At 38.3% G+C, this 13,561-nt stretch carries 15 protein-coding genes; 6 read left to right on the top strand and 9 right to left on the bottom strand.

Annotated elements, in window-relative coordinates; genetic code table 11:
* The first annotated feature begins 1 nt into the window (after position 1).
* The 6 genes from WAO84_RS05530 (at position 2) to WAO84_RS05505 (ending at position 4,270) form a co-directional block, all read left to right on the top strand.
* Positions 2-484 (top strand): hypothetical protein, encoded by a 483-nt coding sequence (locus tag WAO84_RS05530; RefSeq protein ID WP_340064256.1) that lies wholly within the window; start codon positions 2-4, stop codon positions 482-484.
* 200 nt (positions 485-684) lie between these two features.
* The gene (locus WAO84_RS05525) at positions 685-912 is read left to right on the top strand and encodes a hypothetical protein (RefSeq protein WP_340064255.1); all 228 of its coding nucleotides are present in this window, start codon (positions 685-687) and stop codon (positions 910-912) included.
* 192 nt (positions 913-1,104) lie between these two features.
* The gene (locus WAO84_RS05520) at positions 1,105-2,250 is read left to right on the top strand and encodes a hypothetical protein (RefSeq protein ID WP_340064253.1); all 1,146 of its coding nucleotides are present in this window, start codon (positions 1,105-1,107) and stop codon (positions 2,248-2,250) included.
* A 23-nt stretch (positions 2,251-2,273) separates the two neighbouring features.
* Positions 2,274-3,230: a glycosyltransferase family 2 protein gene (locus tag WAO84_RS05515; RefSeq protein ID WP_340064251.1), complete on the top strand. Its 957-nt coding sequence runs from the start codon at positions 2,274-2,276 to the stop codon at positions 3,228-3,230.
* Positions 3,217-3,849: a class I SAM-dependent methyltransferase gene (locus WAO84_RS05510; protein ID WP_340064250.1), complete on the top strand. Its 633-nt coding sequence runs from the start codon at positions 3,217-3,219 to the stop codon at positions 3,847-3,849. The genes WAO84_RS05515 and WAO84_RS05510 overlap by 14 nt, the downstream gene beginning before the upstream one ends.
* Positions 3,850-3,928: 79 nt before the next feature.
* Positions 3,929-4,270 carry a hypothetical protein gene (locus tag WAO84_RS05505; RefSeq protein WP_340064248.1) on the top strand — a complete coding sequence of 114 codons (342 nt, stop codon included), beginning with the start codon at positions 3,929-3,931 and terminating at the stop codon, positions 4,268-4,270.
* Positions 4,271-4,281: 11 nt separating this feature from the next.
* Here the strand turns inward: WAO84_RS05505 and WAO84_RS05500 are convergent, their stop codons facing one another.
* From WAO84_RS05500 to WAO84_RS05460, 9 genes are all read right to left on the bottom strand, one after another.
* The gene (locus WAO84_RS05500) at positions 4,282-5,508 is read right to left on the bottom strand and encodes a murein hydrolase activator EnvC family protein (RefSeq protein ID WP_340064246.1); all 1,227 of its coding nucleotides are present in this window, start codon (positions 5,506-5,508) and stop codon (positions 4,282-4,284) included.
* A complete protein-coding gene (lolB1, locus tag WAO84_RS05495) occupies positions 5,505-6,293 on the bottom strand; it encodes a lipoprotein insertase outer membrane protein LolB1 (RefSeq protein ID WP_340064244.1) in 789 nt (262 codons plus the stop codon). Before lolB1 ends, WAO84_RS05500 begins: the two co-directional genes overlap by 4 nt.
* Positions 6,290-7,216: a tetratricopeptide repeat protein gene (locus WAO84_RS05490; protein ID WP_340064243.1), complete on the bottom strand. Its 927-nt coding sequence runs from the start codon at positions 7,214-7,216 to the stop codon at positions 6,290-6,292. The genes lolB1 and WAO84_RS05490 overlap by 4 nt, the downstream gene beginning before the upstream one ends.
* 49 nt (positions 7,217-7,265) lie before the next feature.
* A complete protein-coding gene (locus WAO84_RS05485; protein WP_340064241.1) occupies positions 7,266-8,279 on the bottom strand; it encodes a sugar nucleotidyltransferase in 1,014 nt (337 codons plus the stop codon).
* Between the two features lie 27 nt (positions 8,280-8,306).
* The gene (gene dut, locus WAO84_RS05480) at positions 8,307-8,741 is read right to left on the bottom strand and encodes a dUTP diphosphatase (protein WP_340064239.1); all 435 of its coding nucleotides are present in this window, start codon (positions 8,739-8,741) and stop codon (positions 8,307-8,309) included.
* A complete protein-coding gene (locus WAO84_RS05475; RefSeq protein WP_340064236.1) occupies positions 8,731-10,194 on the bottom strand; it encodes an oligosaccharide flippase family protein in 1,464 nt (487 codons plus the stop codon). Before WAO84_RS05475 ends, dut begins: the two co-directional genes overlap by 11 nt.
* A gap of 60 nt (positions 10,195-10,254) precedes the next feature.
* Positions 10,255-10,770: a hypothetical protein gene (locus tag WAO84_RS05470; RefSeq protein WP_340064235.1), complete on the bottom strand. Its 516-nt coding sequence runs from the start codon at positions 10,768-10,770 to the stop codon at positions 10,255-10,257.
* A gap of 304 nt (positions 10,771-11,074) precedes the next feature.
* Positions 11,075-12,847, bottom strand: a complete 1,773-nt coding sequence (locus WAO84_RS05465) for an efflux RND transporter periplasmic adaptor subunit (RefSeq protein WP_340064233.1) — start codon at positions 12,845-12,847, stop codon at positions 11,075-11,077.
* The gene (locus tag WAO84_RS05460; protein WP_340064232.1) at positions 12,844-13,560 is read right to left on the bottom strand and encodes a PepSY domain-containing protein; all 717 of its coding nucleotides are present in this window, start codon (positions 13,558-13,560) and stop codon (positions 12,844-12,846) included. Before WAO84_RS05460 ends, WAO84_RS05465 begins: the two co-directional genes overlap by 4 nt.
* Between the last annotated feature and the right edge of the window lies 1 nt (position 13,561).

Raw genomic sequence — 13,561 nt, 5'->3', positions numbered from 1 at the left:
AATGAGTATTGACGATTCTATTAAAAGCTTTGCAACATTTCTAAACTCTTCTTGGAGCAGCGCTATTCTTTTTCTCAAAGACAATGAAGAAATCAAGTATTCAGAAAATTTAAATAATTGGTTTCAGGCTAATTGGGAGTTGTTAGTTGAGCAAAAAGTACTAAACTCTAGGTATCATCTTGAAGTATATGGGTATGGAGCTGATTTTTATGGTGCAAGTAGCAGAATTACTGATATTGAATCCCTTCCCGACTTTCAAATTGTAGTAAATCAAAAGTCGGATTCATCAGTTTTAGATGTATTAAATGATGAGAAAATCAAAATAGTTAATGCGAATTTCATTCATTTGGTTTCTTTCAAAAATGAGTTTTACTATTTAGAACCAAATTTTGAATACGTCCTCATTGAGCATCCAAAAGGTAAAGAAAGAGTTGTTTCAGTTAATGATATTGAATTTAACATTATTAAACTAAATGATCATTAAGAGTAATTTAAAACTTAGTTTTTGTTTTTTTTGCTAAAACCTAATAGCTCCCGATAGCGCGGATTTGTAATCCGTGCAACTAAAACCGCTTCAAGTGAATATCTAAGTAGCATGTCTACATTATTTGGTGGTTCTGGTGAAGTGCAGGATGGCAGGCAGGTGCACTTGGTTGGGCAGAAGGAAGTATTGGAAGTGACTGGATGAATATCTCATCAACACTTATAGGAAATACTCTTCTATCTTTAGCTCCTATAGCAAGAGGTGGAAGTTTTGCTGATGATGCCCTAAAAAATGTATCCAAATTTGATAAATTAATTGTAAAATTCGGTTCCCGAATCCATTTTGGAGGTAATTCAGCATTTAATCTGGGTAAAAGACGTCTTGTTAATTCTTTATCTACTCCTCTGAGAAGTACTTCTGAATATTAAGTGGTAAGCGTAAATACGAAAAAAAGAAGTGTATTAATGAAAAGGATGCTTTAATTATTCAAGCACCGGTTATAAACAAATACTAACCATATATGCCCGTTTACAGATCCTTACTTACAAGTGAATAAAAAATTAACTGTAACTTTAGATCTTTAAACTGGTGCCTCGATGTATGCACGAAAAAGTAAAAAATTGAGCCTCAAAGATTTTATTAAAAGAGAAAAAATCTTCTCATTTATCTTTCTTTTCAGCCTGTTGGCAACCCTACGTACGCTTATTATTCCTTTACAGGGAGATGAACTAACGTATTCTGAAATTGCAGATAATATTTTACTGGGAAAGTATTATTTTTCAGGAAATCCTTCTACCGTTACCCCGGTTATCCCGTTTATCCTTGCTTTTTTTAAAATAAGTACCGTTCCTACCCTTGGGTTTGTACTGGGAAAACTGCTCCATATTCTCCTAACTATTTTAGGGTTTAGGTATCTGTATCTCTTTCTTGCCCAACAAAACATTGATTTTAGGGTAATTTTGTCTATTATGGCGCTCACCGCGGTTAATTCACATGCTATCAGTTTTTTCCCGGGCCTCTATCCTGAAGCTATCTTATTTTTCGCTTTTTGGGGCTTTATGTATTATTTCAATACTGCATATACACAACAAAATTTACTTAAGCTGTTTGCTTTGTTTTTGTTACTGGCCATGACCCGGTATTTATATCTGGTTATGGGGGTATTGGTAGTCTATCATTTTTATGAGTATTATAAAAAACACTCTCTACGCAACATATACTCCTTATTACCCTATCTGTTGCTACTTATATTGCCTTTTGTTTTCTGGTTTAAATATGTATATCATATAGAACAGAATAATGTATCTGAAATAAGCTATTTTGATCGTTTTAAATCAGAAAACCCCTTTTTGTATAACATAAAAGCGGGATTGGGGCTCATCAAGCACTATGAGGTAAGCAGAACCAACGGTATCCCTGCATTTATTTCTCTTTTTGTGCCTGTAACCGGGCTCAGAAATTTTTTGGGAAGCCTGTTTTTAATTATTAGCTTTATTTTAGGGTATCTGGTTACGAAAAAAACTAAGGGAATGAAGTGGTTATTTATCTCTATTCTTCTGGTTATGGCGGGGCTTATTGTGGCAGGAACGGGTTTTAGTAGATACTGGTTAATTTTATTACCGGGTTTTTTAACAGGGTATTATTTTCTAAGCTCAAAACTTACTATAGGTACTAAATGGTTTGTTACAGGAAGTCAAATTCTCTGTTTTGTATATCTGTTAAATGAGCTACGCCTTAATGTAGTACTCTTACATACATATTTTTAATCTATTGTATTTTGGAAAAAGGGATGTCAAAAAAAATAATAGTGTATATGCCTGCTCTTAATGAAGGGCAAACTATTCATAAAGTACTTACTTCTATCCCAAAAAGAATTAATGACTTTTCGAGTCTGGAATTACTGGTGGTTAACGACGGTAGTAGCGACGATACCGAACAAGAGGCCTTAAAAGCAGGTGCTACGGTTATTAATCATACCGGTAATAAAGGGGTAGGCAGTGCTTTTCAAACCGCATTGACCTACGCATTAAAAGTACATGCAGATGTACTGGTTAGTACAGATGCTGACGGGCAATTTGATGCAACCCAGATAGAAGCCATGATCACTCCCTTAGTAAATAACAAGGCTGATTTTTGTATTGGGAACCGATTTGCCAATGCGCGTCCTGAAAAAATGCCACGCCTTAAGTTTTGGGGAAATCGCAGAATAAGTAAAATAGTTAGTTTGGTAAGCAATACTAAAATACAGGATGCTTCCTGTGGCTTCAGAGCCTATTCAAAAGATTGCCTTTTGCACCTAAATTTACAGGGAAATTTTACATATACGCATGAAACTATCCTTGACTTACTGGATAAGGGTTACAGAGTTGCACAAGTACCTGTTAGTGTAACCTATTTTGATGATCGTATTTCCAGAGTTGCCAATAATCTTTTTAAATACGCTTTTAAAACTTCTCTTATTATTTTTAAGTGTTTAAAGGATTATAAGCCCTTACAATTCTTTTTTTCAATAGCGCTCTTTGTTATGCTCATAGCCTTACTTATGGGAGGGTTTGTACTGGTTCACTGGATTATGAATGCAACGATTACCCCCTACAAAAGTATAGGTATCATAGCCCTCTCTCTTTGCGGAATGTCCTTGTTGTTAATGACACTTGCTTTTGTGGCAGATATGCTTAATCGTATTCGGCACAATCAGGAAAAAATACTCTATTTGTTAAAGAAGAACTATTTTGAAAAAAATTGACCATAAAAACCTGAAAGCGACGCCACAAGTGGAAGATTTTTCCGGGAAGTACGAGGATACCGGTTTTATCGCTAAATATTTGGTAAATCGTTATTTTGAATCGGTAGGCAGACTCCTTGAGAAAACTGAAAATGTAAGTTCTGCCCATGAAATAGGCGCCGGAGAAGGGAGATCTACGATACGGTTACGTAAAATGATCCCAAATATAACCGCATCAGAATATGTTGAAAGACTTGTAGAACTGGCAAAAAAAAATAACCCGGACACTCATATATTTCAGGAGAGTGTTTATGAACTCAGCTATAATAATGCCAGTGTAGATCTTGTTTTCTTATTAGAGGTGCTGGAACATCTGGATTATCCGGAAGTGGCTCTGGAGGAAATAAAGAGAGTATCAAAAAAGTATTTAATACTGGGAGTCCCCAGAGAGCCTTTATGGTGTTTTTTAAACATGTGCCGGTTAAAATATTTAAACAGATTTGGCAATACCCCCGGCCATCTGAATAACTGGTCTAAAAGATCGATCATTACCCTGGTTGAAGAAAAATTTGGAAAAGTCATTGCTGTAGAATCTCCCCTTCCCTGGACCATTGTTCTGGCTGAAAAAAAAGAGGCCTAAAATACGATCTCTGAAAATGTTTAGATTGAATACTATTTTGACCAAAGAAAACAAGCGCTTATTTATAAAATATGTACTTGTGAGTTTAGCGAGTTATGGCTTCGTGTTCCTTGGTTTATTTATTGCGGTAGATTTTTTACAGGTACATGAAAAACTGGCCTTCATTATTGTGTATGCCATTAACTATGTATTTTTATATTGGGTACAATTGAGGTATTTATTTAAAACAGATCATCACAGGCGTAAATTGTTTCGCTTTATTGTTTTTATCGTATTCTTCTATATCTGCGCTAATCTATTGTACGGTATAGGTTTAAAATTACAGATACACTATCTTCTGGCAACTGTTTTCACGGTTGTAGTTCTAATGCCCTTAAGGGTAATTGCTTTAAAACTTTTTGTTTACAGAGATCCTGTTTAAAAGTTTAGATATCACATCCGATAGATCCATTTTTCAGGGTTGAGCCTGCGGGTGTCTTTATAGAGAAAAAATTTAAGCTCGGTCTTTCCGGTAGAAGGGCTGGTAAATACTTCACCCAACTCCTGGCGTGCAGTTACTGTATCGCCTTTTTTAACATATACCCGCGCAATATTGTAATAGGTAGTAATAAAGTTACCATGGCGTACCTGTATGGCTTTATTACCATTGGGCACGGCAATTACGGCAGATACTTCTCCGTTAAAAACGGATCGTACCCTTGTACCTTTTTCGGTGGCAATGGTAACGCCGTTATTAAAGTGCTTTACCCCCGGATATACCGGATCGGGATATGCACCGTAGCCTTTGCTTTTTACACCTTTCTCTACGGGCCAGATCAGTCGGCCCTTATTGGCTTCAAAGTTATTGGCTATGAGTTTTGCTTCCGGAGTAAGGGCAAAGGTGGAGGTATTGGCCGTATTTCCTGCTTTTTTATTAGATTCTGCAATGGCCTCACGTATCAGTTTTTCTATTTGGCGGTCCAGTGCACGGGCCTCGCGCTGTTTGCGTTGTATCTGCGTTTTGTACTGTCCCTCATTTTTACGAATGGAGGCAAGCAGGTCTTCCTGCATATCTTTTTCACGCTCAAAGCGGCGCTGCTCTTCTCTGTTTGCCTGGGCCAGTGCTTCTTTTTCTTTACGCTGGGAAATAAGGGTTTTGTTGCGCTCCTGCAATTCTGTAGTGGTTTGTTCTATTTTTTGGCCCTGCTCTTTACGGTACGCGGTATATTGTTTCATATATTGAAGCCGCTTATAGGCCTGAAGAAAATTTTCGGAAGAAAGAATAAACATAAGACGACTCTGGCGGGAACGGCTCTGATACGATTTCCGTATCATACGCGCATAATCTTCTTTAAGGCGGGTAAGATCAGTACGCAGTTTTTCTATTTGCTTCAGGTTTTGATTGAGCCTTCTGTTAATAAGGTTGGCCTCCTGATTGGTAACACGAATAAGCTCTCTTCGTATCTGAATTTTACGATCTATGTCCTCCACCTGCTCCAGAACGGTTTTACGCTCTTTTATTTCTTTACTGAGTAAGGAGTTGATTTGCTGTATTTCTTTCTGTAAACGGGCTCTACGGGCCTCCAGAGCAGCTTTCTCACCGGTTTGTCCCTGCAAAGGGAAAACCATGAGTACACATAAACCTAAAAACCAAAGGTGTCTCCGGATACTTTTCATCATTTTAAAGCGATCTCTTTATACCCCCGGGGAATATTGTAGGGAAAACTTACGTGCTGGTCAAATTCTATATTGCGATATTCAATATCAATATTTACCTGGTCGTTACCCTGAAGCGCGGTAACTTTTATAGTGTTTGGAAAAACTTTTTCTCCTACTTTTTGGTAGGTTTTGTAATTTACGTTCAGGAGCCTTGACGCACCGGGTTGTGCTATTTGTTGCAATGCCATTTTATAATGGGCCGGCTCTATGAGGAAAAGGTGTTTAAATAATTCAAAATCTTTAACGGGCTTTAACCTATAGGTGTTTTCGGCAATATCAGAATGGTATTTTTCTTTTTTAAGATCAAAAATAGCCTGTCCCAGCAGAAGGTTCTGCACCTTAGTAAAGTCCAGTTCAGTACCTAAGAGATTGCTGAGGTATGAAAAATCGCCATCAAAAAAGCTATTATCCAGTTTGTTATAAAAACTCACCCTCTCTGGGGTAATAAGTACTTTAATCACTGATAAAGGAGCACTTAGCCAGATGGTTTTGTCTTTTTCCATACGGAAGCTTAGGGTAAAGCTCTGAGATTCGGAACCGTTTTTATAATCAATACGCATACGCCCGCGTATGGTTTTAAAGCTAAGCTCTCCATTGTAGTGATTTTTTATAATGGTACGCGCCTGAAGTTTTTTATCGATCTTTCCTTCTACCAGTACTTTGTTACTACCACAACCTGCCATAAAAAATAACAACAGGAATACTCCTGCAGCAATTTTATATTTTATGTACTCTTTTATTTTCATGATCCCTTTTTCATCTTCTTTTCATATTCGCGAACTTTCTCTAAATTTCCGAGGCCGGTATAGGCAATGATCATTTGCCCGTAAATGCGCTGCTCTAAGGAGGGGTTCCCTAACAGAAACTCTAACGCCATTTCCAGTGAATAAATTGCATCTTTGTGTTTGCTTAACTTATTTTTTGCAAAGGCATTGGCATAGTAAAAGGCAGATTGTGAAGGATAGGTTTCAAGTGCCTCATCTGTAAACTCTTCGAGTGCCTTAAAATCAGAAATACTTTGCAGACGGTCTATTTCGGTTTGTATGGTTTCGAGCGGATTTTGAACAGGCAGCGGATCGGTATTTTCTACCACGCTCTGTTTTATCGCAGATACCCTGCTATTTTTTCTGGCCAGCAACTGCGATCGCAAATTACGTCTCGATACAGTAACACCCTGTTCAGCATCTAACTCGTCTAAAAGGGTAAGAGCTTTATCAAAAGCTCCGGAACGGGTATATAAGGAAGCGAGACTTTCTTTATAACGATCATTCGTATCTGCCAGGCGTTCTGCCAATTCTATGGCCTTATGCGTGGCATTTTGCATTTCATATACTTTAAAAAGTACATCGAGATACCAGGTATTGGCAGGATCTGCATTTACGGCTTTTAGAATATGGTCTTCTGCTTTGTAGTACTGATGCAGTTTTAGGTAATTTTTACCCAGTTCAAAATCTACCACCGTATTTTCAGGGTCAATATTCTTACAATTAAGAAAGGCTGCTATTGCTTTTTCATAGTTCTCTATGGCATGTTGTTTCAACCCTTCAAAAAACTGTTCCTGAAACGCATCGGTAACGATCTCATTAGATACATCGGCACTTACTTCGGGTTCCTGTGCATACGTGATACTACTGCTTATGAATAAGCTAATAAATACGGATATGTACATACGGTTTTTCACGGTTGCATCTGCTTTTATAAAGGTAGCCCTTCAAAATCTATTCCAAACCGGAATAATCCCCCAGGCTCACGCTGGTAAAATTACCATTAAAGGTAGCGTGATTACCTATCATTGCATGATCTAAGTTAGCATTTTTTATGGTGGTATGTGTTTGTATTAAACTGTTTTTAACGTTTGAGTCGGTTACGATACAATGCGCTCCCAGTGATACATTAGGGCCTATGGTACTGTTAATGAGTTTTACCCCTTTGCCAATATAACAGGGCGGTATAATGGTAGCGTTCTCCAATTCTACGTCTTCAGACACCAGAACTTCTTTTGCTTCTGCCTGTAAAAAGCCCAGCATACGGCTGTTGGTATCTACGGTAACATTCTTATTACCACAATCCATCCATTCGGCGACTTCTCCGGGCACAAACTTTTTTCCTTTTCGCATCATTCCCTTAATCCCGTCATTTATCTGATATTCTCCTCCATGAATGATATTTTTTTCAAGAACCTCTTGTAATTCTGCTTTAAGCTCTTCTCCTTTTTTAAAGTAGTAAATACCAATTACGGCCAGGTCTGAAACCTTTTCTTTGGGTTTTTCAACAAGTGCGGTAATGGCTCCTTCAGGATTGAGTTGTACCACGCCATAGGCTTCGGGATTGATTACTTTTTTTACCCATATCACACTATCGGCAGAAATATCCAGATTGAAATGGGCTTTAAACAGCGTATCGGCATAGGCAATCACGCAAGGGCCCGAAAGGGATTCTTTGGCACACATAATGGCATGGCCGGTTCCCAGGGGCTGGTCCTGATAATAAATAGTGCCTTTTGTATTTAGTTTTTCAGCTATTTCCAGTAATTGTTTTTCTACGTCTTTTCCAAAATCTTTATGAATAATAAATGCGATCTCCTCCAGATCTTCTTTCAAAACACCGGCAATATCTTCTACCAGGCGTTGCACAATGGGTTTCCCCGCAATAGGAATAAGCGGTTTGGGAACGGTAAGTGTATGCGGACGAAGCCGGGAACCTCTCCCGGCCATGGGTACTATAATCTTCATGAATACATTTTGTTTTGTATGTTTTATTTATCGGGTTCCGGTACTTCCGAAACCTCCGGTTCCCCGTGAAGTATCTGAAAGTTGGGTGACTTCTTCCCATTGGGCACGTTCATGGCGGGCAATCACTAACTGGGCAATACGCTCTCCGTTTTTTACTGTAAACGGTTCATTGGAGAGGTTTACCAGTATCACACCTATTTCTCCCCGGTAATCGGCATCAATGGTGCCGGGTGCATTGAGTACGGTAATTCCGTTTTTAGCAGCCAGGCCGCTTCGCGGCCGTACCTGGGCCTCAAACCCTGCAGGGAGTTCAATAAAGAGCCCGGTTTTTACAATGGCCCGCTCCAGGGGTTTGAGAGCCACAGGTTCACTTATATGTGCCCTGAGATCCATTCCTGCCGAAGCTTCGGTTTCATAATGCGGCAATGCGTGCCCGGAAGTATTAATAATTTTAATGGTCATTTTTACTGATTATTTTTTGGAACTGATCTTTTTCATTTAAATACACAATGGTCAAAAATACTAAAAGTAACCCGTTTCCTATGAGAAGGTTTCGTTGAAACTGGTAAAAAGAAAGTATAGAAAACAAAACGGATACACCCAGATACATGCTTATTTTTGAAACCTTATAGGGAATGGGGTATTTTTTTCTGCCAATGACATATGAAAGTATCATCATGGTACCATAGGCAACCAGGGTAGCCAATGCCGAACCTTTATAACCAATTACGGGAATTAACGCCACATTAAGTACTAAGGTAATGAGTGCCCCTACCACTGAAATATAGGCCCCGTACCGGGTACGATCTGTTACTTTATACCATACCGAGAGATTGTGATACAACCCTAGAAAAAGATTGGCAATAAGAATAACCGGAACGATCCACATAGCCTCCCAATATGCTTCGGCAATTAGCAGCATTTTAAAAATATCTACATACACCACAACGAATAGCAAGATAAACGCAGCAAAAATGGAAAAGTAGAGAGTAATACGGGCATAGGTTTCGGGAGCATCCCGATCTTTGGCATGACTGAAGAAAAAGGGTTCTACTCCCAGTTTAAAAGCAGTTACAAAAAGGGTCATAAACACTCCTAAACGATAACAGGCACTATACACTCCTACCTGAGAACGGGCAATATCCTGAGGCAACAGCTTTTCCAGAAGAATTTTATCAAAGTGTTCATTAACAGCAAAAGCCATACCGGCTACTAATACAGGCAGCCCGTACCGTAGCATTTGCTTTACAATGTTGGTATGGATACGGAGCCCGATCTTTACATACAGTGGCAGCAGCCATAAAAGCGTACATACACTGGCAGCAAGATTGGCCATAAATACATAACTTATCTTATTTTCTCCCTGGTCTATAAACTTCAAAAATGAGTTCTCGGTCGTATCTGAAAGCAACGGTAAAGCTAAAAAGAAGAACAGATTAAGAGACAGGTTAATAACCACATTGGTTATTTTTATATAGGTATATTTTATAGATCTTTGTTGATGGCGAAGCCATGCAAAAGGGATAACCACCAGAGCATCAAATACCAAAATAAACAGGGCATAGGTAATATAGGTAACCGGAATATTGGTAAAGGCCCCTATTGAATCGCGTAAAGGTAACATGAGTACCAGAAAACCCAGAGAGGAAATGAGTAGCATGCCCAGGGCAGTGGACTGTACGGTTTCCGGGTTTTTTTTCTTATTGATAAACCGGAAAAAGGCGGTCTCCATTCCGTAAGAAAGGACCACGTTAAAGAAAACCATCCAGGCAAAAACAAGGCTCACTACTCCATACTCATCTGTAGGGAACTTATCTGTATAGAGCCTGGTAAGTAATACGGTAAGGATTCTGGGCAATACTGTTGCCAGGCCGTAAATAAAAGTATGTTTAAAGAGTTTCTGAAGCGCGCTCAACTATTACCGGTTTTGCAAATTCCGGACTAAAAGTATTGATTAATGAGCGGTTTACAAAGCTTATAATCCCTTTTTTACGGGAGCGGAAGGATAGGCTTCGGCCCGTTTTTCAACTACGTTTTCAATCTTGTAATAATACTTTCTGTTTTTGTACCGGTAGCTTATTACTGCCTGGTCATCTGTTAATTCAAAAGGTATTTTCTCTTTGACTACAGGGGGTTTGTTTCCCACTTCTTTTTTAGGATCGGCATGCATAATAAGATCGTGCTTTTCAGCCGTGGTATTTAAAAAGCGACCCACAAACAACTGCCCTTTTGGTACTGTTTCAGCCTCGAGCGTCACTTTTTTTCCTCTAAAATAAACACTGTCGAGCTGCAGCCCTTCCGGCAGATTATTAACTGCCACGAAAAAATTCACGCCTGAACCACTGCCCCGTGCCCCACCAGTCCATTTTTGGGCATATACTTCTCCCAAAGTAAAAGGAAGGGTTTCCTGTAACTTTTTGGAGCCTGCACAATTGGAAAAACCGGCCAGAATAATAACCAGTACACTGGTAGTTTGTAAAAAAGCTTTCATAGGTTGTTTTTTAATGTTTTAAATATACAAACCAAATTTAATGCCAGAAAATAAAAATGTCTTTCTGTAATTTGCGAGGCAGCTATATTAAATAGTGAGATCCGTAAACATCCTTTCAATCTCTAACTATTGAAAATAAGCAAATTAACTTTCACAATGTGTAATAGTTAAGACTTAATCTGACAATTTAAATAAATTAGTTTAATCGTTAAATAAGATCATGGTAACCCAAACCTTTTATTGTGCCGCCTGTTGAAATAAGAGGGGTTCTTATAAATTAATGGTTTTCCTGCCAAATAATTGATCATTCTATTACTTGCTTCACCTCTCCGCAGGTCAGCATTGCATCACCAAAGTACGGGTTTAGTACTTTTTCTTCTTTGCTCAGCCAATAAGCACCTTTGTTGTTATCTGCCATTGGGCAAAATTGGTTGTAAACCTTCTCGTTGATCCCAAACAACTGTATGGCAGTGGCCAAATGTGATGATAAATGCTTAAAGTGATTTCTCTGTTTTTTAATATCTGAGGTTTCTGCGATAGATTTGGTTGAGGAGGTTAATTCTTTTTCTAATTTCATCCAGTGATCATGAGCTTTTTTGTCTTTCAATAATGTCATATCTATCAGATTTAATGTATTATGTAATTTCTTTGCATCGTTGGCTACTTTCTTTGCATCATCTTTTACCAATGCATTTTTTAAGCTTAAATAATCATTAAAAGCCGTTTTCAATTGATTTTGAAAATCTAAGGAGACCTTTATTCTCTTATTCATTTCTGAGTGATCACTCCCGGTGTCTGACGCTGTTTCCTGCATACCTAAATGCCCTTCGTGTCCTGTGATTGCTTTACCTCCCTTTTTATTCATCATTGATTTTTTACTTTGCAATTGAGCCGCTGCATCGACGGTAAAAGTTCCGTTGGTAACGATCTCATCACCATTTTCCAGACCATCTAACACTTCATAGTTATCTCCTATGGTATTACCCAATTTTACTTCGCGCATTTCAAAAACCGGTTCATCAGGACTGCTTTTTAAGTACACTACTGAGCGCTCTCCGGTCCACAAGACTGCTGTTGACGGAATGCTTAGCAACTGTTCTTGGGTTGAAGAAATACTTCCAATTTTACCTTCAACAAACATTCCTGGTTTAAATTCATCGTTTGTGTTGTTTAACACAACTCTTAGATTTACGGTTCTTGTACGTGTATCTAACACCGGGTCTATAAATGAGACTTCACCTTTAAATTCCTTGTTAGGGTATGCTTTGGTAGTAATTACCATTTCCTGTCCTTTTTTGAATAAATCAATCTGATTTTCATAGACATCGAAATTTGCCCAAACTGTATTGAGTTCTGCTATTTTTAACAGTGGCTGGCCTTGCTTTATATAGTCACCCTGTTCCACTAATTTTTCTGAGACCGTACCGGAAACCGTAGCATATACAGGAAAGTTTTCTAACACCTTGCCAGAAGTTTCAATTTTATTGATTTGACCTTCTGATAATTTCCACAACTTTAATTTATTCCTAACTGCCTGATATAATTTGGGCTGTGATTCTTTTAGGGAAGCTGCGGTAATTAACTCTTGTTGTGCTGCATACAGTTCGGGAGAATAAATGGTGGCTAATAATTGTCCTTTACGAATTTCTTCTCCTGTAAAGCTCACATTCAAACGTTCAATCCTCCCGGAAAAATAGCTTACCTGTACAGTATTAGATTCTTCGTTTTCTACTATTTTTCCTGATAACTTTATGGTGTTGCCACCCGGTTTACCACTACCTACTATAGATGTCTGGACGTTGGCCAAGGCCATAGCGTTTTCTGTAAGTTTGAACTGGTCTGCCAATAAACCATCGGCACCACTTTCTGCAGGAATTAAATCCATCCCACAGATAGGGCAATCGCCGGGTTCGGGTTGCATAATCTGTGGGTGCATTGAACAGGTCCACATTTTATTGGTCTCTGTTACTTCATTGTGATCATGCTCTGCTTGCTTGTTTGATAAGTTACCAAACAGTAACCACCCAAGCAGTAATCCCAGGACTACTAATGCTATGTAAATTATATATTTCTTCATTTGTTTGTTTGTTTTCGTTTTGATAATTTTCTAATAGAGGGTGATGAGGTGTACCATAATAGGAAGCCACTTAATACGGTAATCAAACCCAAGAGTGAGAAAGCCCTTAAGATGGTAGTGTTGAAATTGTCTCTACCCTCATAATCCATCGTATGCGTCATCCATAGAAAATCAAAAATGCGCCAATTACGATGCCTTACTGTTTGAAATCTCCCGTCTTTAATAGACACATAGGCTTTTAAAGCTGCGTCTGTTTTGTATGAAATAACATAGGCTGGTAATAACTTTTCTCTGTACTCATGGTGTTTTCCTGCCTCATTGATTTGCTCAACAGATTCAATTACCAAATCACTTTTCATATAGTTTTTGGCGATATACAGAGCTTCATCTTTTGTGATGCTATTCTTTGTACTTCCATCCATAGCGTTGTATAATTGCTCTTTATTTACCCAATAGTAAGGTGTGTTGTCAATATCTCTCAATTCAATAGTATGGACCCCTTTGGTAATATCGAGTTTTGAAGGGCTTATTAAATTTTTGAAAGCAGGAGGTTGATAATCCGGATTTTTAAAGTGGTCGCCGTGTATATCATCAATATTTGTCCAACTGAAATACATTCCGCTAATTGTCCAGAACAGGAATTGAACGCCTAAAAAAAGACCTAAATACCTGTGTGTTTTTCTAATTTTTAAGGCTGTTTTTCTATTAACCATA

Origin of the sequence: Ascidiimonas aurantiaca (assembly GCF_037646345.1) — a bacterium.
GTDB lineage: Bacteria > Bacteroidota > Bacteroidia > Flavobacteriales > Flavobacteriaceae > Ascidiimonas > Ascidiimonas aurantiaca.
The sequence above is the reverse complement of the archived record's forward strand: the minus strand, read 5'-3'. Positions and strand labels throughout refer to the sequence as shown.